This is a genomic window from Alphaproteobacteria bacterium, from assembly GCA_016699305.1.
Classification (GTDB): domain Bacteria; phylum Pseudomonadota; class Alphaproteobacteria.
In genome coordinates, this window is sequence record CP064970.1 from 880,479 (window position 1) to 900,550 (window position 20,072).

At 59.7% G+C, this 20,072-nt stretch carries 24 protein-coding genes; 17 read left to right on the forward strand and 7 right to left on the reverse strand.

All coding sequences use genetic code 11. The features are described from left to right. The first annotated feature begins 75 nt into the window (after window positions 1-75). Window positions 76-570, forward strand: a complete 495-nt coding sequence (locus IPI58_04095; GenBank protein QQR69834.1) for an SUF system NifU family Fe-S cluster assembly protein — start codon at window positions 76-78, stop codon at window positions 568-570. Window positions 571-649: 79 nt separating this feature from the next. Here the strand turns inward: IPI58_04095 and IPI58_04100 are convergent, their stop codons facing one another. The 3 genes from IPI58_04100 to IPI58_04110 all read right to left on the reverse strand — a co-directional run bounded on the left by IPI58_04100 (window position 650) and on the right by IPI58_04110 (window position 3,123). Beyond that, the gene (locus IPI58_04100; protein ID QQR69835.1) at window positions 650-1,426 is read right to left on the reverse strand and encodes a PIG-L family deacetylase; all 777 of its coding nucleotides are present in this window, start codon (window positions 1,424-1,426) and stop codon (window positions 650-652) included. A 46-nt stretch (window positions 1,427-1,472) separates the two neighbouring features. Then, window positions 1,473-1,736: a hypothetical protein gene (locus tag IPI58_04105; protein QQR69836.1), complete on the reverse strand. Its 264-nt coding sequence runs from the start codon at window positions 1,734-1,736 to the stop codon at window positions 1,473-1,475. Window positions 1,737-1,851: 115 nt separating this feature from the next. Further along, window positions 1,852-3,123, reverse strand: coding sequence for a glycosyltransferase (locus tag IPI58_04110; GenBank protein QQR69837.1), 1,272 nt, complete (start codon window positions 3,121-3,123; stop codon window positions 1,852-1,854). A 95-nt stretch (window positions 3,124-3,218) separates the two neighbouring features. Here IPI58_04110 and mrdA point away from each other — a divergent pair, with 95 nt between their 5' ends. From mrdA to IPI58_04135, 5 genes are all read left to right on the forward strand, one after another. After that, window positions 3,219-5,054 carry a penicillin-binding protein 2 gene (gene mrdA / locus IPI58_04115; GenBank protein ID QQR69838.1) on the forward strand — a complete coding sequence of 612 codons (1,836 nt, stop codon included), beginning with the start codon at window positions 3,219-3,221 and terminating at the stop codon, window positions 5,052-5,054. A 120-nt stretch (window positions 5,055-5,174) separates the two neighbouring features. Further along, window positions 5,175-5,771 (forward strand): GNAT family N-acetyltransferase, encoded by a 597-nt coding sequence (locus tag IPI58_04120; protein ID QQR69839.1) that lies wholly within the window; start codon window positions 5,175-5,177, stop codon window positions 5,769-5,771. 14 nt (window positions 5,772-5,785) lie between these two features. Then, window positions 5,786-7,366, forward strand: coding sequence for a RimK family protein (locus IPI58_04125; GenBank protein QQR69840.1), 1,581 nt, complete (start codon window positions 5,786-5,788; stop codon window positions 7,364-7,366). A 228-nt stretch (window positions 7,367-7,594) separates the two neighbouring features. Then, window positions 7,595-8,527 carry a hypothetical protein gene (locus IPI58_04130; protein QQR69841.1) on the forward strand — a complete coding sequence of 311 codons (933 nt, stop codon included), beginning with the start codon at window positions 7,595-7,597 and terminating at the stop codon, window positions 8,525-8,527. Window positions 8,528-8,658: 131 nt separating this feature from the next. Continuing rightward, on the forward strand, window positions 8,659-8,931 hold the full coding sequence (locus IPI58_04135) for a hypothetical protein (GenBank protein ID QQR69842.1): 273 nt from the start codon (window positions 8,659-8,661) through the stop codon (window positions 8,929-8,931). A gap of 102 nt (window positions 8,932-9,033) precedes the next feature. Here the strand turns inward: IPI58_04135 and IPI58_04140 are convergent, their stop codons facing one another. Continuing rightward, window positions 9,034-10,146, reverse strand: a complete 1,113-nt coding sequence (locus tag IPI58_04140; GenBank protein ID QQR69843.1) for a microcin C ABC transporter permease YejB — start codon at window positions 10,144-10,146, stop codon at window positions 9,034-9,036. Window positions 10,147-10,200: 54 nt separating this feature from the next. Between IPI58_04140 and IPI58_04145 the strand changes: the two genes are divergently transcribed. The 5 genes from IPI58_04145 to IPI58_04165 all read left to right on the forward strand — a co-directional run bounded on the left by IPI58_04145 (window position 10,201) and on the right by IPI58_04165 (window position 14,213). Then, window positions 10,201-10,644 carry a type II toxin-antitoxin system RatA family toxin gene (locus IPI58_04145; protein ID QQR69844.1) on the forward strand — a complete coding sequence of 148 codons (444 nt, stop codon included), beginning with the start codon at window positions 10,201-10,203 and terminating at the stop codon, window positions 10,642-10,644. Window positions 10,645-11,083: 439 nt separating this feature from the next. Then, the gene (locus tag IPI58_04150) at window positions 11,084-11,527 is read left to right on the forward strand and encodes a hypothetical protein (protein ID QQR69845.1); all 444 of its coding nucleotides are present in this window, start codon (window positions 11,084-11,086) and stop codon (window positions 11,525-11,527) included. Then, entirely contained in the window at window positions 11,418-12,641 is a 1,224-nt protein-coding gene (locus IPI58_04155) for a DNA-packaging protein (protein QQR69846.1), read from the forward strand. Before IPI58_04150 ends, IPI58_04155 begins: the two co-directional genes overlap by 110 nt. A gap of 75 nt (window positions 12,642-12,716) precedes the next feature. Further along, window positions 12,717-13,934, forward strand: coding sequence for a phage portal protein (locus IPI58_04160; GenBank protein QQR70041.1), 1,218 nt, complete (start codon window positions 12,717-12,719; stop codon window positions 13,932-13,934). Between the two features lie 63 nt (window positions 13,935-13,997). Then, window positions 13,998-14,213 carry an HK97 family phage prohead protease gene (locus IPI58_04165; GenBank protein QQR69847.1) on the forward strand — a complete coding sequence of 72 codons (216 nt, stop codon included), beginning with the start codon at window positions 13,998-14,000 and terminating at the stop codon, window positions 14,211-14,213. Between the two features lie 2 nt (window positions 14,214-14,215). Here the strand turns inward: IPI58_04165 and IPI58_04170 are convergent, their stop codons facing one another. Continuing rightward, a complete protein-coding gene (locus IPI58_04170; GenBank protein ID QQR69848.1) occupies window positions 14,216-14,740 on the reverse strand; it encodes a hypothetical protein in 525 nt (174 codons plus the stop codon). A 137-nt stretch (window positions 14,741-14,877) separates the two neighbouring features. Here IPI58_04170 and IPI58_04175 point away from each other — a divergent pair, with 137 nt between their 5' ends. The 3 genes from IPI58_04175 to IPI58_04185 all read left to right on the forward strand — a co-directional run bounded on the left by IPI58_04175 (window position 14,878) and on the right by IPI58_04185 (window position 17,307). Beyond that, complete coding sequence (locus tag IPI58_04175) at window positions 14,878-15,414, forward strand: HK97 family phage prohead protease (protein QQR69849.1); 537 nt, start codon at window positions 14,878-14,880, stop codon at window positions 15,412-15,414. A gap of 42 nt (window positions 15,415-15,456) precedes the next feature. Further along, the gene (locus tag IPI58_04180) at window positions 15,457-16,680 is read left to right on the forward strand and encodes a phage major capsid protein (GenBank protein ID QQR69850.1); all 1,224 of its coding nucleotides are present in this window, start codon (window positions 15,457-15,459) and stop codon (window positions 16,678-16,680) included. 234 nt (window positions 16,681-16,914) lie between these two features. Then, window positions 16,915-17,307 carry a hypothetical protein gene (locus IPI58_04185; GenBank protein QQR69851.1) on the forward strand — a complete coding sequence of 131 codons (393 nt, stop codon included), beginning with the start codon at window positions 16,915-16,917 and terminating at the stop codon, window positions 17,305-17,307. Between the two features lie 76 nt (window positions 17,308-17,383). Here the strand turns inward: IPI58_04185 and IPI58_04190 are convergent, their stop codons facing one another. Next, window positions 17,384-18,013 carry a hypothetical protein gene (locus tag IPI58_04190; protein QQR69852.1) on the reverse strand — a complete coding sequence of 210 codons (630 nt, stop codon included), beginning with the start codon at window positions 18,011-18,013 and terminating at the stop codon, window positions 17,384-17,386. A gap of 115 nt (window positions 18,014-18,128) precedes the next feature. Next, entirely contained in the window at window positions 18,129-18,575 is a 447-nt protein-coding gene (locus tag IPI58_04195; GenBank protein QQR69853.1) for a hypothetical protein, read from the reverse strand. Window positions 18,576-18,706: 131 nt separating this feature from the next. Here IPI58_04195 and IPI58_04200 point away from each other — a divergent pair, with 131 nt between their 5' ends. The 3 genes from IPI58_04200 to IPI58_04210 are packed head-to-tail and all read left to right on the forward strand — an operon-like array spanning window position 18,707 to window position 20,055. Continuing rightward, window positions 18,707-19,303: a phage head-tail connector protein gene (locus IPI58_04200; GenBank protein ID QQR69854.1), complete on the forward strand. Its 597-nt coding sequence runs from the start codon at window positions 18,707-18,709 to the stop codon at window positions 19,301-19,303. Further along, window positions 19,300-19,638: a phage head closure protein gene (locus IPI58_04205; GenBank protein ID QQR69855.1), complete on the forward strand. Its 339-nt coding sequence runs from the start codon at window positions 19,300-19,302 to the stop codon at window positions 19,636-19,638. The genes IPI58_04200 and IPI58_04205 overlap by 4 nt, the downstream gene beginning before the upstream one ends. Window positions 19,639-19,641: 3 nt before the next feature. Further along, a complete protein-coding gene (locus IPI58_04210) occupies window positions 19,642-20,055 on the forward strand; it encodes a hypothetical protein (GenBank protein ID QQR69856.1) in 414 nt (137 codons plus the stop codon). Window positions 20,056-20,072 lie beyond the last annotated feature (17 nt).

The following is a 20,072-nucleotide window of genomic DNA, read 5'->3' on the forward strand; positions in this document are numbered from 1 at the left end:
ACGAAATTGCTTTCCCCATCCCGGACTATTGGGCTATAGCGCAAGAGAAGCCGCCCCGAAAGGAACAACGCCCCCGTGCCGCAAGACGATCTGCGCGAATTGTATCAGGACATGATCTTGGATCATGGCAAACACCCGCGCAATTTCCGGGTTCTGGATCCGTGCGATCATCAGGCGCTGGGGCATAATCCGCTCTGCGGCGACCGATTGGTCGTGTTCTTGAAATTGGGAGAGGATGGCCGCATCGAAGACGCCGCGTTTCAAGGCGCGGGATGCGCCATCGCGGTGGCCTCGGCTTCGCTGATGACCGATATGGTGCGCGGCGCATCGCCCGAACAGGCGCAAAAGCTGTTCAACGCGTTGCATACCCTATGTACCGGAGGAGACGCCAAAGCCATGCTGGCCGATCTGACGCCCGATCAACAAGATCGGTTGCATGTGCTGGCAGGGGTGCAGGCCTATCCGGTGCGCGTGAAATGCGCGACCTTGGCATGGCATGCGCTGCGCGCCGCCTTGGCCTCTCATACGCCCGTGGCAGATGAAGAATATCGTGTGACGACGGAAGAATAATGGTGACGTAGATATGGAAAAGGGTTTGTACGGATATCTACCGAGTTGATAATATGTTGTCCCCCGGCACGCTAAAGCCCTATCGGCGGTGATCGAAGAATGCGCCGATTGCCGCGCAGACTTGCTCGGGCCGCGTAAAATCCACGCGCGGGTGACGAAAGGGCACCCAGTGATGCCGCGCATACCACACGGTGTCAGGATGCGGCGGGCGGGTGTAGTCATAGGTGTCGGGATGCAGGGTGGCCAAGCTTTCCTGTTCCAGTTTCACATAACCCAAATTGGCTTTTTCGCTGACATAGGCGTCCAAACAACGACGTTTAAAGGCGCGTTCTTCGGGCGTGAGAGTCAGTATCTGTGCATCCGAACGCTTCGTCACGAAACTGTGGCTGTGCGCCCGTCCGCCCGCAAAGTGATATTCGGCGCATTCGCGCAGATCATGGCCTTCTCCGGCCAAGAAAGCGCCGATGGCGTTCAAGGCGTCATGGTCGGGATTGCCGCCCTCATAGGCGGGCACCCATATTTGCGTGGGCGCATGCGCGGCGATATCGGCCTGAATACTCTTTGCCACCGCATCCATCTGTCGCCACAGGCCACGCGCGGGAAGATTGGGGTCCGGCTCTAAAAGCTGCGCGCCCATCATGGCCACCGCTTGCCGCCCTTGCGCCAATCGCCGCACCGCTTGGGCGGGACGCCGGCGACGATCCCAAAGCCACATGTCGTCCAGAGGGATCACGCCATCGGTCAGCCAGCGCACAAAGACCTGTGCGCCTTGCTGATAAAGCCGCCACGCCGCCACGCCACAGGCGACGATCTCGTCATCCGGGTGCGGCGCTAAAATCAGGATGCGTTCCGTCACGGCTTACAACGCCCCGTCACGCGCCGCTGGTAAGGACAATCGGCTTCTAGGTGTCGCTTTCGATGTTATCATACAAGCCATAGACCTTGCCCCGTTCAGGAATCACGGGAATATTCGCCCGGCCCAACCGGTATAATGTCCAATAGTTTATCGAGTAGACGCGGTGCTTACAATCATCGTAGGGGCAGCAGTTCACGCCTTGCTCGTTTTTCTTGATCTCGTCCGTCAAGAAGCAGCGATAACAGCCCGCGCACCATGCCCAGTCCGCTTGATCGTTGGTTTCGACGCTTTTGGCTGCATTTGTCATCATTTTATCCCCCTGTTTGAGGTCACAAAACTCAACCCATAATTGCTTATAACCCCATCATTGTCTATTTCAAAAAAAGCCGGAATGCACAATGCCTGTTACTGATTCGTAAGTTTGTTTACCGTCCCGCCGAGCGGCGCCATGCAGGCAGTAAGTCTTGTTGCAAGGTGGCATCCCAGTCGTCAAGGGCGGTCGAAGCGATGCGATAAGCCGCCTGCCCCATGGATATCCGTCGCGCGTTATCGGTTGCCATCAAGGCCAGGGCCGCGCTCCACGCTTGGGGATCGTCCGAGGGCAGGTTGATCCCGGCCATCTCGCCCGTTTCTTCGCTTAAGAACCGCGCCACGCCACTGCCTTGCGCCGCCAGGACCGGCAGGCCGCTGGCGAGGGCCTCGGTGGCCACGCAGCTCCAGGTTTCGATGGCCGAAGGTAAGACAAAAATATCCGCGCTGGCATAAAGCCGCGCCAGATCAACCGGTGCCACATAACCGGGGCAAGTGGCATGACCGGGCAAACGGGCCATGATGGATGCGCGCATCGGCCCCTCGCCCGCCGCGATCAGATGTATGGGCAGGCCTTGGCGCATCAAAGGCTCCAGCGCATCGAGGATCAGGCCGACATTCTTGCCTTCGTCCACGCGCCCAACCAACAGGATCACCATCCGTCCCGGCGGCACCGCATAACGCGCCTCGATCCCAGCCCGGTCGCGCTGGGCAGGATTGAACAGGGACCTATCTACACCCAGGCGCAACCAGGCGATTTTCTCGGGCGGTAAGACGGCGCGGGCCGCTTGCGCGTCTTGCTCGCGCGATACCATAGCCAGGGCGCATGCCGCTTGATGACGAGCCAGGCTGCGTTCCTGCCCTTGAGCGGCGCGTTCCCCGACCCAAGCGCCCAGCGCGCCTGGCAAGGCGGTGCGGGTGAACAAGCGCGTATAGGCCGGGGTATCGGTATGAACCGAATTGACCAAGGGAATGTGCCGCCGCCGCGCCACGCTTTGAGCCGTGCGGGCAAAGCTGAAAAAACCGTCGGTCGTGTGAATCACATGCGGCCGGGATCGCGCCAATGCCCAGGCCAGGCCGGGGTGATACGGAGCCAGATCGGTATGGTCGGGCATATGCAAGAAACGCCGCAACAGGCGCGTGTCTAAAACCGGCCTATGCCGCACCAAACGCACATGCGCAGCCAAATCTTCCTGCCCCGCCCGATCCCCCAACAGATGGATGCTCATATCCAGCAGACCCGCAGGCAGTCGCGCCGCCGCCTCGGCCCAACGCAACCAGCACAGCACATGCCCGCCCGCCTGGCGCTGACCCAGCAGGGTAATCAGCACGGCGACGCGCAAGGTTTGATCGTTTTTCGAATGGTCCGAAGTCATAGCGGCCAGCATGCGTCCCTTGCAGCGGGGGATCAAGTGCGCTCATCTCTGGCATTCTGGCCCCGCTCCTTGTATGAACGGGGGAACCTGCTGATGATAGAAGGCCCATGTCCGACCGCGAACGCCTGCGTATCATGACCCGCCGCGCCTTTCTTTTAGGCGGTCTGGAGCTGGGAATCGTTGGCCTTTTGACGGGGCGCTTGTATCAATTGCAAATCCTGAATGGCGAGCATTACCGCACCCTGGCGGAAGAGAACCGCATCAATCTGCGCCTACTGCCGCCGCCGCGCGGGTTGATCCTGGACCGGATGGGGACGCCGTTTGCGGGCAATCAGGGCAATTACCGGGCGGTGATGGTGGCCGAGGGCGCGGCGGGCGATGTCCCAGGACTTTTGGACCGCCTGACCCGCCTGCTGGCCCTGACCGCCGAAGACCGCAAACGCATCGAGCATGATCTGCGTTCGGCCCGTCCCTTCAATCCCGTTCTGGTGCGCGAGAACCTGCCTTGGGAACAAGTGGCCGCGTTGGAGCTGAACACCCCGGATATACCAGGGGTCAGCATCGAAAAAGGCGAGGTGCGCTATTACCCCTTGGGCGAGGCGGCGGCGCATGTGATCGGCCATGTCGGCGCGGTGACCGACCGCGACCTTGAACCCACGCGCAAAGATCCCGTCTTGCTGCTGCCAGGGTATAAGATCGGCAAGAACGGCATGGAAAAACAAAAAGATTCCGTGCTACGCGGCCGCGCCGGTTTCGTGCAATTGGAAATGAACGCGCGTGGGCGGGTGATGCGCGAACTGGGGCGGCAAGAAGGCCGCATCGGCGCGCCGTTGACCCTGACCTTGCATGCGGGACTGCAGGAATTCGCGCATCATCGTCTGGCCGAGCATCCCAGCGCCAGCGCCGTGGTGATGGATGTCACCAATGGCGACGTGCTGGCTTTGGCTTCGTGCCCGGGCTTTGACCCCAATATGTTCGCCCAAGGCATCCCCTCGACCGTATGGAAGTCCTTGAACGAGGACGAACGCGCGCCCTTGACCAACAAGGCAGTCTCGGGCTTATACGCGCCCGGCTCCACCTTCAAGGTCGTGGTGGCCCTGGCCGCCCTCGAAAGCGGGTTGGTGGACGCGGATCATGCCGTCTCATGCCCTGGTCATACGGATTATGGCAATCACCGCTTCCATTGCTGGAAAAAGGAAGGTCATGGCCGCTTGACCATGTTGGGCGGCATCTATCAATCCTGCGACGTGTATTTTTACGATCTGGGACGACGCATCGGCATCGACCGCATTCATGCCATGGCCGTGCGCCTGGGGCTTGGCAACAAATTGGGGCTGGACCTGCCGCATGAACGCGGCGGATTGATCCCCAACCAGGCATGGAAACGCGCGCGCCTGAACGCGCCTTGGACGGGCGGCGAAAATCTGGTGGCCGCCATCGGTCAGGGCTATATTACCACCACGCCCTTGCAGCTGGCCACGGTCGCAGCCCGCATCGCTGGCGGCGGCTTGGAAGTTGTGCCGCGCCTGATACGCAAAGTGGGGGATACCCCAGAACCGCCGCCCGCCGCGAAATCTTTGGGTATTAACCCCGATCATCTGGCGCTGGTCGTCAAAGGCATGGAGGCCGTGACCCAAGCCGGCGGCACCGCCTATGGCGCGCGGATCACCGAGGCCGGATACGAGATGGCGGGAAAGACCGGCACATCGCAGGTTCGGCGCATTTCGCGCGAGGAACGCGCCACCGGCGTCATCCCCAACGAACAACGCCCCTGGCGTGAGCGCGACCACGCCCTGTTCATCGGCTTTGCCCCCATCCACGCCCCGCGCTATGCCTGCGCCGTGGTGGTCGAGCATGGCGGCGGCGGCTCCAAGGCCGCCGCGCCCATCGCCCGCGACATCCTATTAGAAGCGCAAAAGCGCGACGTGGCGAAGGCAACTTAAGGGAATATTGAAGGAATATTAACCAGACCATCCCCATGATCGCGCTTGTGCGAGGGATGGATTGCTTTACAATGATCCCCATCATGTACCGCCCGTGATCGAAAGGCCCCACGGCTCACAATGCCTTCATTGAATGTCATCTCTCCCGCTTTATCCTCTCCCGTCCGGCACGGGGGAAGTGAGCCGCCGCCGGAACCTGACCAACCTCCAGGGCTGGACGGCAGCGGCGGCCTCTTGATCCGCGCCGCCCGGCTGGACGATCTGGACCGACTCTTCAACATTGAACAAGCTTGTTTTGACAGTGACGCCCTATCGCGCCGCAGCTTTCATCACGCGCTGACGCATGCCCATGCGACCTGTTTGGTCGAGACGATGGACGGCCATGTGGCGGGCTATGCCTTGGTTTTCGAACGCACGAATAGTCGCATCGCGTGGCTGAATTCCTTGGCCGTCGATCCCGCCTATCGTGGTCGTGGCATCGGACGCCGCCTGTTGGGCGCGGCCGAGTCCAGCGCGCGGCGGCACGGTTGCCATTGGATGCGGCTTGAGGTGCGACCCGATAACGGATCGGCCTTGGCTCTTTACCGGCAAGAAGGCTATCAGCCCATCGCCACCATCCCCGGCTTTTACGAAGACGGCGCCCCGGCGCTGCGCCATCGCAAGAACCTCCTGGACGACACGTCGTCCGCCTCGCCCGTTTCTCAGACCTCGCCGTAGAGGAGTGTTATCGCATGGCCACGCATCTATTGATCGTTGATCGGCGCGCCGATTTTAAATGGGCCAAGAACAACTTGCAGGCCGTGACGACGCGCGACTACATCACGCGCCCCGACGCCTATCGCGCGAGGGCGCAACGGGTGATCAACCTGTCGCGCAGTTATACCTATCTGGGCTATGGCTATTATTCCTCGCTGCTGGCCGAGGCGCGCGGCGATAAGATCATCCCCAGCGTCAAGACCATCTTGGACCTTAGCCAAAAGAGCATCTATCGCTTTGCCTTGCCCGAGCTGGACGAATTGCTGCGCCGACGCATGCGCCGCCTGACCCAGCGTCCGGAAACGTCCTTTTCTTTGTATATCTTCTTTGGCTATACGGATGACCGCCGGTTTCGCGATCTGGCCCGCAAGACATTCGACCTGTTTCGCTGCCCCATGCTAAAGGTGCAAATGCGCCTGAAGGACGATTGGAGCATCGCCTCGATCCAGACCATGGATCTGGACGATCTGCAGCCCGAGCAGGAAGCCGATTTCGAGAAGGCTTTGGAAGCCTACACCCGCACTGGATGGCGTGAACCGGTGGTCAAGCGTGGCAACACCTATAGCATGGCCATTTTGCACAATCCGCGCGAGGCCATGGCGCCGTCCAACGCGCGAGCCTTGCAAAAATTCGTCCGCGCGGGCGAAGGGCTGGGCATGGAAGTCGAGATGATCGAGGCCAAGGACTATCTGCGCCTGACCGAATTCGACGCTCTGTTCATCCGCGAGACCACCGCGCTGGATCATCACACCTATCGCTTCGCCAAAAAGGCCGAGAAAGAAGGCCTGCCGGTGATGGACGATCCCAATTCCATTCTTAAATGCACGAACAAGGTCTATCTGGCCGAATTGCTCAAGGCCAATGGTCTGCCCGCGCCGCGCACCTTGATCATCGATAAAAGCCGTCTGGCCTTGGTGCCGCAACAGGTGGATTTCCCGATCGTGTTCAAGATCCCGGATGGTTCGTTCTCACGCGGCATCTATAAGGTCCATAACCGCGACGAGCTGGAGGCCACCGCTGAGGCCCTGTTCGAGGAGTCGGACGTGATCTTGGCCCAAGAATACATGTTCACGGCCTTCGATTGGCGCGTGGTGATCGTGAATAACGAACCCATCGTGGCCTGCCAATACATGATGGCCAAAAACCACTGGAAGGCCGTGCGCCACAGCAGCATCGGCGCACGTCCCCAGCAGGGCGCGCATCGCACCTTGCTGGTCGAGGAAACGCCGCGCGACGTGCTGGACTTGGCCATCAAAGCCGCCGGCCTTATCGGTGACGGTCTGTATGGCGTGGACATCAAGGAGAACGACAACGGCCTGTTCGTGATGGAGATCAACGACAATCCGAATCTGGATGCGGGGATCGAAGATCAGGGTCTAAAGGACGAATTGTACCGCATCATCTTGCGTGATTTTATCCGGCGCATCGAACAAAGCCCGCGCCGCGAGACGATTAATCGTCCGGAACTTATCCCTTCTGTTTCTCTTCCCGTCAGCGATTCGAATTTATGGCTTAGCGACGAATCGCTGCATCCTGAAAAAATTTTAACGCATTGATATAACATACAATTTTATCCACACACCATGAAACTAATCCGGCTTGCTTTCGGTAGCGGCCCGGCCTAGCTTTTTCACATGTTAATAATTCCTTCACCATCTCATCCTGTTGGGACGCGCCAACGGCACCTCATCAGCAGGAGGAGGAAGTGACGGAATTCGAAACAATTCTGTGGATTGCGACCATCTGTTACCACTCCTCAACAACCAACCACACGGAGACAAGACATGGCTGAAGACACCAACACATGGGACGATGCACGAGTCGCTCAAGTTCATATTGCAGAAGGCCTTATTGGCATTGAACCAGACATGCTGCCTGATCATCTTCTTCCCGAGGGTAACAGGCCACAAAAAAAGATTATCGCGGAAGCGCACGCGGCCGAGGCGATGAAGGCCGCCCCTGACCAAACGGTGGAGAATCCCCCAAATCCACAGGAAATTTTGCCAGAATCTCCCACTCGCCTCACCGGCATTGCTATGGCGGAGTTCGCGCTGAAAGGTAGCCTCATTGAGGGTGTCCCTGCCTACATAGAACAAGTGCCAGGATACTGCCTTGTGCAGCCATGGACTGAAAATAAGCCCGGAATCTGGGCCGGACATGCCAATGCCATCCGGACATGGCAGCGCGCATTAGAATCCGAGCCGTTCAAATATTCCTATACTGACGACAGCGGAACCGTTCATCAGGTGCACCATAAGCTAAAGAATCCGATGGAAACTCTGTACAGTTCAAACAGTGCGGCACCGACCCCTCATGACACGAGCATTCATGTCACGCTGATCCCCGACAATCGCCGCAGGGACGAACTCGTATTGGTAGAGCAATGGACCGACGATGAGGGAAGACAAGCGATGGTCCTGCATCAAGACAGCCATTACCCTGCCGCCAATGATCGACGCACAGGGACAATGGCCTATGCCCTCAAAGCAATGGCAGCCGTTGCCGCGGAAAGTGACATGACGAAAGGTGGGAGCCAGCCCATCGACATTTTTGGCGATGATGCAAGCATCGTTACCATGCGCAACCATCTGGTAGATCAGGGTATCCCGAAAAGTTTGATCCACGTTCGGGATGTATCCAAAAATGCGTCCCCCTCGCGCCCTGCTGGCTCATCAGAAAAACCCTCGACCCCACCAGCGCCTGGCAATGGTAGCTAAGCCAAGTATACAGGCACGAACCTAGGGCAGAAAAAAGCGGGCCGTCCTGAAATTTAGGGCGGCCCGTATCCTCGGCTCTATCCGGCAAAGACAAACAAAAAAATCAACCCAAACCATGAGGGAGATGTGGCATGAGCACTGCGGATTATGGGATCAATGCATGGTCCATTGAGCATAGCATGAGGGAAGCGCTTGAGCAGTCAGAACGAGATCAATTTCTAGGAACGGGCAGGAAGAGGCGGAGACATCAAAAGATAGTCGCGCTGATTCAAGGGATGGATCTAAGACAAGAATGGATGAAATCACTGGCGGCAGAAAAGAAAGAGCGGGCCATAGCAAGAAGCGGGCCCCAAAGGAGTGCAAAGGCTCCGACAGCACCCATTCAGACATATGACATCGGCTGATGGTAAACTGAAAAGCACTCGGCATGCGGATCAGCATGTATCCGTTTGATAGGGTGACGGGGCCGTCCTAAATTTAGGGCGGCCCTTTTCTTCGAAGAGACTTCAAGCGCCCCGTGATTCGAAATCCAACCGAGGATCGGTGAGCATGCAGGCCAAATCGCCCAGCAGATTCATGGCCAGGCCCAACAAGGTAAAGACATACAGCGTGCCGAACACCACCGGGTAATCGCGGTTGATGGCGGATTCAAAGCCCAGAAGGCCCAGCCCGTCTAGGGAAAAGATCACCTCGATCAACACCGAGCCGGTGAACAGAACTCCCAAGAACGCATGCGGGAATCCCGCGATCACCACGATCATGGCGTTGCGAAACACATGGCCCCACAAGACGCGCTTTTCGGACAGGCCTTTGGCGCGCGCGGTGGTCACATATTGCTTATGGATTTCTTCAAGAAAGGCGTTCTTGGTCAGCATGCATAGGCTGGCAAAGCCGCCGATGACCAATGCCAGGACCGGCAAGGCGATATGCCACAGATAGTCCAAGATACGCTGGGGCCAAGGCATATCGCCCCAATTCTCCGACACCAGGCCGCGCAGGGGAAACCAATCCCAATATCGTCCGCCCGCGAACAGCACCACCAACAAGATGGCAAACAAAAAGGCCGGGATGGCATAGCCGATGATGATGGCGGCGCTGGTCCACACGTCGAAGGCCGAGCCGTGACGCACCGCCTTGCGTATCCCTAGGGGGATCGAGACCAGATAGACCAGGAACGTCGTCCATAACCCCAGCGAGATCGACACCGGCAATTTTTGAGCAATCAAATCCACCACGCGCGTGTCGCGGTAATAGCTGCGTCCCAGATCGAAGCTGGCATAGGCCAGCATCATGCGGGCAAAGCGTTCGGGCAAGGGCTTGTCAAAGCCGAACATCTGCTCCAATTCCTTGATCAAGGCCGGGTCCATGCCGCGCGCGCCGCGATAGGCGCTGGCCGTTCCCCCCTCCCCCGCCGGACCGCCGCGCGGTCCCGCGCGCACGATATCGCCGCCTTCTCCCGCGAAGCGTCCCGTGGCCTCGGCCGCCGTGCCCTGGAACCGCGCGATCATGCGATCCACCGGACCGCCCGGCGCGGCCTGGGCGATCAGGAAATTGACGATCATGATCCCGAACAATGTGGGGATGATGAGCAGCAGACGGCGCAAGGCGTAATGGAGCATGACAGGCAGACTCCTCTCTTTTCCCCGCCGCCGTCAAGGTGTATCAAGGCCCCTATGCCCGCGCATCGTGAAAGCCGCATCCTGCCCTGGACGCCCGAACAATTGTTCGATCTGGTGGCCGATGTGGAATCTTATCCCAAGTTCCTGCCCTGGTGCCTGGCCGCCCGGGTGCGATCACGCCAGGGGGATGAGCTGGTGGCGGATTTGGTGGTCGGCCACCGCATCTGGCGTGAGACATTTACATCCCTGGTGCATCTGGAACGCCCCGCGCGCATCCAAGTGCGTTACGGCGGCGGGCCGCTCTCTCACCTACACAACGCCTGGAGCTTCGAACCCGCGCCGACGCCCGATGGCGCGTCCGGCTGTCGCCTGGGGATGGAACTGGATATCGACATGGCCTCCCCCCTGCTGCGCCGCGCTCTGGGCATGGTGTTCGACCCTGCCGTGGCGCGCATCGTCACCGCATTCGAGGCGCGTGCACAGAGGCTGTATCCATAGATGTTCTTATTTTGTTCTTGACTTGGGTGGCATGATCGGGTATTTGACAATGGACGGGGGCGAAGGCTGTGCGGCGGTGCCTCTGAGCATAGATCGGCTTCCACTGTCCAGGATAAAGCTAGACTTTTTCCTGAACCCCAGCGTCTTCGGCCAGGGCAGGTGATGGACTCCCGCCTTCGCGGGAGTGACTCATGGGGAGAGGGATGCGCACGACAAAGCTTGCCGTATTCATATGAAAGCTACCCTCTCAACTTAGTCATGCTCGCGCATACGGCATCCATCACTCGCCATCAACGCTGGCACTAAATTGCAGACTCTTTTCTGAACCCCAGCGCCTTCGGCCAGAACAGGTGATAGCCCCCCCGTAAAAAGAGGGAAGTCAGCGCATAGAACGCCAAGCCTTGATCGCGGGCATAGGGATAAGCGTGAGGTACTTTCTATGACTGAACCATCCGATAGCTGCCCTCCTCCTCCGCGCAAGCCCAAACCAAAAACCGCAGAATCCGAACATGTCACCACTCTGGCCCGTGCGCATACCGCCAAGGCCATCGCGGCTTTGGCCGAGATTTTGCACGACGAGGACGATCCGCGCATACGGGTGGCGGCGGCGCGGGCGTTATTAGAGCGCGGCTGGGGACGTCCAGCCGCCATGAATGAGGATGAAACAAGCATGAACGAGACGGATGCAACGCAGCGTGAGCAAGCCGGACAAGAAGCCTATCGACTTTTGGAGCAGCTTGCCTCCCATAAACGTGGCGGCGGCGCGCGCCCGGATGCGGTGGATCAAGACGGCGCGGCCCGAACAGCTGACGCCCGAGGGGGATTGGCGGATATGGCTGATCCTGGCCGGTCGCGGCTGGGGCAAGACACGAACGGGGGCTGAAGACGCAGCCCATTACGCCCTATGGCACGAAGGCGCGCGTTTGGCCGTGGTCGCCCCCACTTACGCCGATGCGCGAGATACTTGCGTGGAGGGCGATAGCGGTTTGCTCAGCGTCATCCCGCCTCTTTGCGTGCGGGCTTGGAACCGCAGTCTGGGCGAATTGGTGCTGGTCAATGGCAGTCGCTTTAAGTTGTTTTCCGCCGACCGGCCCGAGCGTTTGCGCGGTCCGCAGCATCATCGCGCCTGGGCGGACGAGCTGGCCGCCTGGCCCGCCCCCGAAACCCTCGATCAAGTGCTGTTCGGCCTGCGCCTGGGGATCGATCCGCGCCTTATCGTCACCACGACGCCAAAGCCGGTGCCGTTGGTCGTCCAATTGACCGAAAGGGAGGGGCGGGATGTGCGCGTGACGCGCGGGACCACCTATGACAACGCCCGGCATCTGGCCCCGGCGGCGCTGGCCCAATTGCGCGAACGCTATGAAGGCACACGTCTGGGACGGCAAGAGCTGCATGCCGATCTGTTGCAAGACGTGCAAGGCGCTTTATGGACGCATGAGCAATGCGACCGGTGCCGCATTCCGACCCCTCCCCCGCTGGCGCGCGTGGTGATCGCCATTGATCCGGCCATGGGCGCGGGTGGCAGTGATGGCGACGAAACAGGCATCATCGCCGCCGGACGCGACACGCAAGGACGGATCACCGTTCTGGCCGACGGTTCGGGGCATTACTCGCCCGATGCTTGGGCGCGCATGGCCGTGGGTTTATTTCACGAATGGTCCGCGCATCTGGTGGTGGCCGAAGTCAATGAAGGCGGCGCGTTGGTCGAGCGCGTCTTGCGCATGGTCGAGCCGCATCTGCCTTTCAAGGCACTGCGCGCCTTGCGCGGCAAAGTCGCCCGTGCCCTGCCCGTGGCGGCCCTATACGAACAGGGCCGCATGCAGCATTGGAGCGGCGGCGGGCTGGACGCGCTGGAGGATCAAATGTGCCGCTTTACCCATCAGGGATTGGCAGGAGGCAAACACCGCTCACCCGATCGAGTCGATGCCTTGGTCTGGGCGGTCACCGAGTTGATGCAAGACGACCTGCACAGCCCTCCGCGCATCCGATTGGGATAATCGCATGATTGGTATGACCAACAGGAGACACGCATGAGCATCTGGAACACCCTCATCACTCCGTGGCTGCACGGGATGCGCATGCCTGATCGGGAACCCGACACACAGGGCAAGGCCAGCGTCAGCGGCCCCTTGGTCGCCTATAGCAGTTCCGGACGGCCACGCTGGACGCCGCGGCGCTATGACTCTCTGGCCGAGGAAGGCTTTCGCAAAAACGTGGTGGCTTGGCGTTGCGTGACGCGCGTGGCCCAGGCCGCCGCCACCATTCCTTGGTTGCTCTATGACCGAACGGGACGCGAATGGACCGAGCATCCGGTGCTGGCCTTGCTGCAGCGTCCCAATCCGTTGCAAGGCGGGGTATCCTTTTTTGAGCAGGTCTATGCCACATGGCAGCTTTCGGGAAACGTCTATATCGAAGCGGTGCGCCCGGACGACCGCTCTCCCCCGCGTGAGCTGTATAGCCTGCGGCCCGACCGGATGAAGGTGATCCCGGGCGGCGCGGGACTGCCCCAAGGCTATGAATACAGCGTGGAAGGCCGCGCGGTCCGTTGGCCGTGCGATCCACTAAGCGGTTCTAGCCCCATTTTGCACTGGAAATCCTTTAATCCCTTGGACGACTGGTACGGCATGGCCCCTGCCGAGGCGGCCTTGCTGTCCATCGATCAACACAACGCGGCGGGAGCCTGGAACCAGGCCCTGCTGAACCAAAGCGCGCGGCCTTCGGGCGCGTTGGTCTATGCGCCCAAGGCGGGGCCGTCTGCGCTGAGCGACGAACAATTCCGCCGCCTGAAAGAGGAACTGGACGAACACTACCAATCCGCCCGCAACGCCGGACGGCCTTTGGTGCTGGAAGGCGGGTTGGAATGGCACGAGATGAGCCTATCCCCCAAAGACATGGATTGGCTGCAAGGACGCGACGCCGCGGCGCGTGATATCGCCCTGGCCTTTGGCGTGCCCGAGCAATTGGTGGGAGTCAGCGACTCGCAAACCTACGCGAATATGGCGCAAGCGCGTCTGGCCATGTATGAGGAAACCGTGATCCCCCTGGCCACGCAATTGGCGGCGGCTTTGAACGCCTGGTTGCTTCCTATGTTCGCGCGGCCTGGCGATTTGCGCTTGGATATCGATATCGACGCCATCAGCGCGTTATCGGAGCGGCGCGATGCCCTATGGTCCAAGCTGAACGAGGCCGATTTTCTGACGCTGAACGAAAAACGCGCTGCTTTGGGCTATGCCCCCGTCCCGGGCGGCGACGAAATCGGACCAGGCCATATGGAGACTGAGGCTATTTAAAGTACGGGGTTGTATCTGGATTCTGCTGCCTGCTTTCTAAACCAAGAAAGGAACTTTCCGACCATGCCGCATGCCCGGCGCGCTTGCGCCTTTGACATGAAATCCCTGACCGAGGATGGCCGTGTGACCGGCTATGCCAGCGTCTTTGATCTGGTGGATGCCCAGGACGAGCAAGTCTCGCCCGGCGCGTTCCGTCGCAGCCTGGCCGCCTGGAGCAAGACGGGACGCATGCCGCCGTCCCGGGCGGCGGCGAAATCGGCCCGGACGTATGGAGGCTGAGGCTATTTGAATTGCGGGGTTATTATTCCACCCCCGCATTGCCGTGATTTAACTGTAAGAGGATCAGGATTATTACTACAACCATTATCTCTAGAAGTATCCTTACCAAGAGCTTTGCGGATTTTTTCTCCGGTTGCTTTGATCTGTTTGCTATTAGAATGTTGTTTGGTACCTGCAAGAAGTATCGTGTTTATATATTGCACGTTTTCCTTGACCTTTTTGGCCATAGATTTTTCAGTATAGTCTTGGTCCCCGCAGTTTTTGTATTCTTTGTTACCAGCCCCCATAAGAAGCACGTCTTCTATTTCTATCACAGTATTACTGGCCTGGCATTCACGATATTTTTCGGGATCACCCTTTTTCGGATGATCAGACCGAAGGCCATATCCTTCTGCCATTACATTTAATTCTGTCTCGGCTTCCTGGGCCTTGGACTCAAGAGATTCTTGGGTATCACCAGACGTTTGCGCACCCGCGGATGTCGCATAAAGCAAGAATAATCCCTGAATCGCGCTTCGTAGTCTCATCGCAGTTCTCCTTATTTAACGGTTCTCTGCATACGTTCCTGTATCATATCAATATATGTTTTCAATATCAAGAATAGAAATAGTTTCATCCCACCTCTCGTTCGGCATCTGTTAACCAAGAAAGGAACTTTCCGACCATGCCGCATGCCCGGCGCGCCTGCGCCTTTGACATGAAATCCCTGACCGAGGATGGCCGTGTGACCGGCTATGCCAGCGTCTTTGATCTGGTGGATGCCCAGGACGAGCAAGTCTCGCCCGGCGCGTTCCGTCGCAGCCTGTCTGCCTGGCGCGGGTCGGGACGCATGCCACCGATGCTATGGATGCACGACCCCGCCGCTCCCGTGGGCGTATGGACAGATCTTCGCGAGGATCGCCAAGGATTGTTGGCGATCGGCCAATTGGCCCTTGGCGCATCCTGCGGGCGCGAAGCCTATGAATTGCTGAAGCTGAAGGCCGTCACGGGCCTGTCCATCGGCTATCGCGTGGTGACCAGCCGGTTGGATTCGACGCGGCGCGTGCGCGTCTTGACCGATGTGGAGCTGTTCGAAATTTCCCTGGTCACCTTCCCCGCCAATGACGCCGCGCGCGTCAGCGATGTGAAAGACGGCATGCCCCACGGCCTTACCGACTGGGCCGACAAGCTGCATCAGGCGCGAACGCGTCTGCTGTCCTGACGGTCTTTCTTTTTACTTCCCCACACTCAACAGGAGAATCCTATGACGGAACTCATGGAAATCCGCGTGGCCAGCGAAGCCTTGGCCGGCGCGTTCGAGCAATTCAAGCAGGCCAACGACACGCGCCTGGCCGCCTTAGAGCGGCGCGGCGGCGGCGATGTGTTGACCGATGAAAAAGTCGCGCGCCTCGACCACGAGATCGAACGCTTGCAAAGCCTGATCACCCATATGGGCGTGGCAGCGCGGCGTCCGGGCGGCGCGACGAAAGCGCGCCTGACTTCGGCGCAAGAAGACGCGCATAAGCAGGCCTTCCTATCCTATCTGACCAAGGGCAACGAAGCCGATCTGGCGCAATGGCAATCCAAGGCCATGTCGGTGAACAGCGATGCCGATGGCGGTTATCTGGCCCCGCCGGAATTGGCCGAGCGTGTCGTCAGTCGCCAGTTCGACACCACACCCATGCGCCAATTGGCCACGGTGATGACCGTGAATGCCGAGGCGGTCGAGATGCTGCGCGACACGGACGAGGCCGAAGCTTTGTGGGTTTCGGAATTGGCCACGCGCGCCGACACCAATCAGCCCAGCCTGGCCCGCATCCGCATTCCGGCCTATGAGCTGCACGCCCAGCCCAAAGCGACACAAAAGCTGTTGGACGACGCCGCGATCCAGGTCGAAGACTGGCTGGTCGCCAAGATCGCCGACCGCTTCGCCCGGCGCGAGAACGCCGCCTTTATCGGCGGCGACGGCGTGACCCAGCCGCGCGGTATTACCAATTACGCGACCGCCGCCACCGGCGACTCAACCCGCGCTTGGGGAACCTTGGAGCATGTGACGACCGGCGTGAACGGCGACTTTGCCGCCTCGGCCCCCGCCGATAAATTGATCGAGCTGATGCATAAACTGAAGGCCGGATATCTGCCCAAGGCCGCGTGGCTGGCCCCGCGTTCGGTGGCCGAGAAAATCCGTAAGATGAAGGATCAGCAAAATAGCTATCTGTGGCAACCCGCGCTGCAGGCTGGTGTGCCGCCCACCTTGTTGGGCTATCCCTTTCATCTGGCCGAGGATATGCCAACCCTTGCCACAAACAGCCTGTCTTTGGCCTTTGGCAACTTCGCCCAAGGCTACACCATCGTGGACCGCAGCGGCATCAGCGTGCTTCGTGATCCCTTTACCGCCGCGCCTTTCGTCAAGTTCCGCTGCCGCAAGCGCGTGGGCGGCGACGTGGTGAATTTCGAAGCCATCAAATTGATGAAGTTCTCGACGTAAAGCGACCCCAGCACCATCGGCCAGGACAGGTGATGGACCCCCGCCTTCGCGGGGGTGACTCATGATGAGAGCAAGACTCACGACAAATCATGCCGCGCTCATTTAAGCATCACACTCTCGTTTTAGTCATGTCCGCGCAGGCGGGCATCCATCACCTGTCGCCTACGCTGTCACTGAACCGCAGACCCTTTCCTGACCCCCAGCACGACTCCCACACAAGAAAAGGACATACCCATGACCGTCAAAGACATGAAAACTTCCCTGGACGTTATCCAGAGTCTAACCCCTGCCGCGCGCACGGCCACGGCCACCGGCACCGCCGCCGATTTACAAGGATATGACAGCGCCATGGTGCTGGTATCGGTCGGCACATGCACCGATGGCACGCATACGCCCAGCCTGGAGCATTCCGTGGATGGCGTCAGTTATGCCGCCGTCACGGCCAGCGATTTGCTGGGCAGTTTTACGGCCATCACCAGCGGCGCGGGTGCGGCCAGCGTGCAGCGCGTGGGCTATGTCGGTGAACGGCGTTATCTGCGCGTGGTGATGACGGTGACGGGCGCGACGACCGGCGCTGTTTATGGCGCCGACATTCTGCGCGGGTCGCCGCATCGCCGCCCCTTGTAATCCTTGCCCGAAACCCTTTCCGCCGCGCCGAAGTCTCCCCCATACGCACGGCGGAAAGGGCCCTTCTCCTCGGTTATCAGGTCATTTCATGCTTGGTAACGTAGAGCACATAAGGCGCTCTCGCGGGGCGCAAAGCCCATTTTTCCTCAGCTTCTTGACGGCTGCGTGCCAAAGGTTTCAAACAACTCAGTAATCCGGCTAGTCCCGTCGGCAGCTCACCGATATCCGTCCATCTATTAGATGCGGGCTCACAAGATTTCAGAGCCGGCCTAGCCGAGGATGTATCGAGCATGGCAGTAAGCATCGTTTCCGTTTCGCTCCGATCGGGGCAGACGCCTTCTTTATCGATCCATCTTACAAGAGATCCATACGCTTGCGGTGAGTTGCTGACGGCATAGATATGCCACTGGTTCCCGGCAGGTTCTTGGCGCACCAAGACACTTGTGGTCGGATCCGCCCCCTCTTGAAAAGGAATTTCTCGGCTGGCTTGGTTCAAGACATCCAAGACCGGTTGCACGGCATGGCCTTGACGCGAATCGCCAGCGAACAGATGAACATAGGCGCAGGTGAACTTTATTACTGGAATATTATTGAGATTTTCTTCTTCTCTAAGTTCTGAAAGATAAGGTTTTGTATCGGCCGCATTATCCAGGAACCTCTGACGCGCGGATGCTGGAACGGTGATGTTTGAAGGGTATGTGGTCATGATAGAGCCTCTTTCTTGGTGTGGGTGGTGTGATGACATTAAGCCAGCTTTCTTGTGAAGAGATTCCGTGCCGCTGGGCTTATTCATGCCCTGGCGACACGGAGATTTGACGGGCTTAGACGCAAATGTAAGTCCGCAGTGTCACCTGTGCGGGGTTTGCCTCTGGAGGCTTAGCTGCGCCTTCGGGCACGACTGCGGCAAGTACCCGTGACCAATCCTTCCCGGCAAGGCGGGGGAACTTATTGTTGATAGAGACAGCATCGATGCCGGCGGTGGTGACGGCTTTACTCACATTCTGGCCGGCAGCACGGGCCCATGCGTCTGTGGCCTGATCGGCAATTTCCGAGGCACTGGGCTTGTTCGTCGCCCAATAGACGATCCCATCGGCTTGCGCGACATAAACCCGTGCCTCCTGGGGACGGCACATATCGAACCCGGCCTGCAAAAGCCTGCGAAAAAGACGGCCCATCTTGTCGGACGGTCCCGTGATGACATGCATATACATATCGGGTGCGTCTTGTTGCGGCTGCGTGGCGATGTCGGTGGTGGGTGTGTCGTTCATGGGTGGTTTCCTCCATTCCCTCTGTTCATGGAATGGCGCGAGGCTAACACCGGCCCGAATATGAAACAATTCTTGCAAGAGGCGTTTGCCTCATTGCGCGTTCTTTTCCTATCACCCAAGGAGATAGGCCCATGACGTCATGTGTATTAACCATTCCGCCGGCCAGCGAGCCGGTGAGTCTGGACGAAGCCAAGGCGCAATGCCGCATCGATGGCGCGCAAGACGATGCCTTGTTGACGCGGCTGATCGTTGTGGCGCGCGAGGCCTGCGAGTCCTATACGGGCCGCGCGTTGATATCTCAAAGCTGGACCTTGTGGCGGGACTCGTTTCCGGCGGACGGGTCGCCGCTGCGTTTGCCGCGACCGCCTTTGCAAAGCGTCGCATCGGTGCAGAGCTATGACGAATCCGATCTTTTCGTTGCGATGATCGCAAGCGATTATATGGTGGACACGGCCAGCACGCCGGGCCGCGTGGCATTGCGCTCGGGACGATCTTGGCCGGTTGCGGGGCGGGCCTTGCACGGGGTGCGGGTGGAATTTACCGCCGGATACGGCACCAGCGCCGATGCCGTCCCCGCCGCTTTGCGCCAAGGCATATTGGCCCATATCGCCGCCCTTTACGAATATCGCGGCGACGGGTTGAACGCCCAAGGCGAATTGGCCAGCCTGGCCGCTTTGCCGCCTTTGGCCGAAGCCCTTTACGCCCCCTATCGGATCCAACGCCTATGACCGCCGCATCGCCCTTGATTGGCCGTTTGCGCCAGCGCGTGACGTTGCAGCGCGAATCCGGCGTGCCCGATACGGGCGGCGGCTATGCCCTCGCTTGGACCGATCTGGCCACCGTCTGGGGCGCGGTGGAGGCCCTGACCGGACGCGAAAGGCTGCAGGCCGCCGCGCTTGAAAGCACCGTCACGCACCGCATGCTTCTGCGCGCCCGCACCGATATCGACGCGGCGATGCGCGTGGTCTGGCGCGGACGCGCGTTCAACATCCGCGCCGTCATGGATCGCACTGGCCGCGACCGTCTGACGGAGCTTTTGGTCGAAGAAGGAGGCGCAGTCTAGGTCATGGCACTGTCATCGTTCATCCGCATCACACCCAAACGCAGCGCGCAAGACCGTCTTCAGGCGCGTTTGTCGCGTATCGAAGAATCCCTGGCCGCTCTCTCACGCCGCCTGGACGGGTTGGAATCGCGCACTCGGCCTGCATCTTCCGCCTCGTCGCTCTCAACGCGCGGCGGGAATGCGCGGTTGATGACTTCCTTCGCCACCAGCGCCGAATCCAGCCTTGAAAGCGGATTTCGTCATCTCTGGGAAGGGGAAGAGGCCGCCGATATCGCCTCGGATATCGGCGAGCGATTCATCGGCAGTGCGGCGCGGATGGCCGGGCGCACCCTGATCCAGGAAAGTGCCGCCCCGTCTTGGGGCCAGACCGCTGCCGGATTCTTGGACCTGCTGCGCCATGGCGCGAGGAATCGATAAGACGATTACGCCAAATC

Coding starts and splice junctions, on each gene's coding strand:
- IPI58_04145 (QQR69844.1), top strand. CDS start 10,201: ATGCCCGCGCATCGTGAAAGCCGCATCCTGCCCTGGACGCCCGAACAA.
- IPI58_04195 (QQR69853.1), bottom strand. CDS start 18,575: ATGAACGACACACCCACCACCGACATCGCCACGCAGCCGCAACAAGAC.
- IPI58_04170 (QQR69848.1), bottom strand. CDS start 14,740: ATGAGACTACGAAGCGCGATTCAGGGATTATTCTTGCTTTATGCGACA.
- IPI58_04190 (QQR69852.1), bottom strand. CDS start 18,013: ATGACCACATACCCTTCAAACATCACCGTTCCAGCATCCGCGCGTCAG.
- IPI58_04185 (QQR69851.1), top strand. CDS start 16,915: ATGACCGTCAAAGACATGAAAACTTCCCTGGACGTTATCCAGAGTCTA.
- IPI58_04165 (QQR69847.1), top strand. CDS start 13,998: ATGCCGCATGCCCGGCGCGCTTGCGCCTTTGACATGAAATCCCTGACC.
- IPI58_04205 (QQR69855.1), top strand. CDS start 19,300: ATGACCGCCGCATCGCCCTTGATTGGCCGTTTGCGCCAGCGCGTGACG.
- mrdA (QQR69838.1), top strand. CDS start 3,219: ATGTCCGACCGCGAACGCCTGCGTATCATGACCCGCCGCGCCTTTCTT.
- IPI58_04160 (QQR70041.1), top strand. CDS start 12,717: ATGCGCATGCCTGATCGGGAACCCGACACACAGGGCAAGGCCAGCGTC.
- IPI58_04130 (QQR69841.1), top strand. CDS start 7,595: ATGGCTGAAGACACCAACACATGGGACGATGCACGAGTCGCTCAAGTT.
- IPI58_04155 (QQR69846.1), top strand. CDS start 11,418: ATGCGGTGGATCAAGACGGCGCGGCCCGAACAGCTGACGCCCGAGGGG.
- IPI58_04120 (QQR69839.1), top strand. CDS start 5,175: ATGCCTTCATTGAATGTCATCTCTCCCGCTTTATCCTCTCCCGTCCGG.
- IPI58_04135 (QQR69842.1), top strand. CDS start 8,659: ATGAGCACTGCGGATTATGGGATCAATGCATGGTCCATTGAGCATAGC.
- IPI58_04110 (QQR69837.1), bottom strand. CDS start 3,123: ATGCTGGCCGCTATGACTTCGGACCATTCGAAAAACGATCAAACCTTG.
- IPI58_04150 (QQR69845.1), top strand. CDS start 11,084: ATGACTGAACCATCCGATAGCTGCCCTCCTCCTCCGCGCAAGCCCAAA.
- IPI58_04125 (QQR69840.1), top strand. CDS start 5,786: ATGGCCACGCATCTATTGATCGTTGATCGGCGCGCCGATTTTAAATGG.
- IPI58_04105 (QQR69836.1), bottom strand. CDS start 1,736: ATGATGACAAATGCAGCCAAAAGCGTCGAAACCAACGATCAAGCGGAC.
- IPI58_04140 (QQR69843.1), bottom strand. CDS start 10,146: ATGCTCCATTACGCCTTGCGCCGTCTGCTGCTCATCATCCCCACATTG.
- IPI58_04180 (QQR69850.1), top strand. CDS start 15,457: ATGACGGAACTCATGGAAATCCGCGTGGCCAGCGAAGCCTTGGCCGGC.
- IPI58_04200 (QQR69854.1), top strand. CDS start 18,707: ATGACGTCATGTGTATTAACCATTCCGCCGGCCAGCGAGCCGGTGAGT.
- IPI58_04210 (QQR69856.1), top strand. CDS start 19,642: ATGGCACTGTCATCGTTCATCCGCATCACACCCAAACGCAGCGCGCAA.
- IPI58_04175 (QQR69849.1), top strand. CDS start 14,878: ATGCCGCATGCCCGGCGCGCCTGCGCCTTTGACATGAAATCCCTGACC.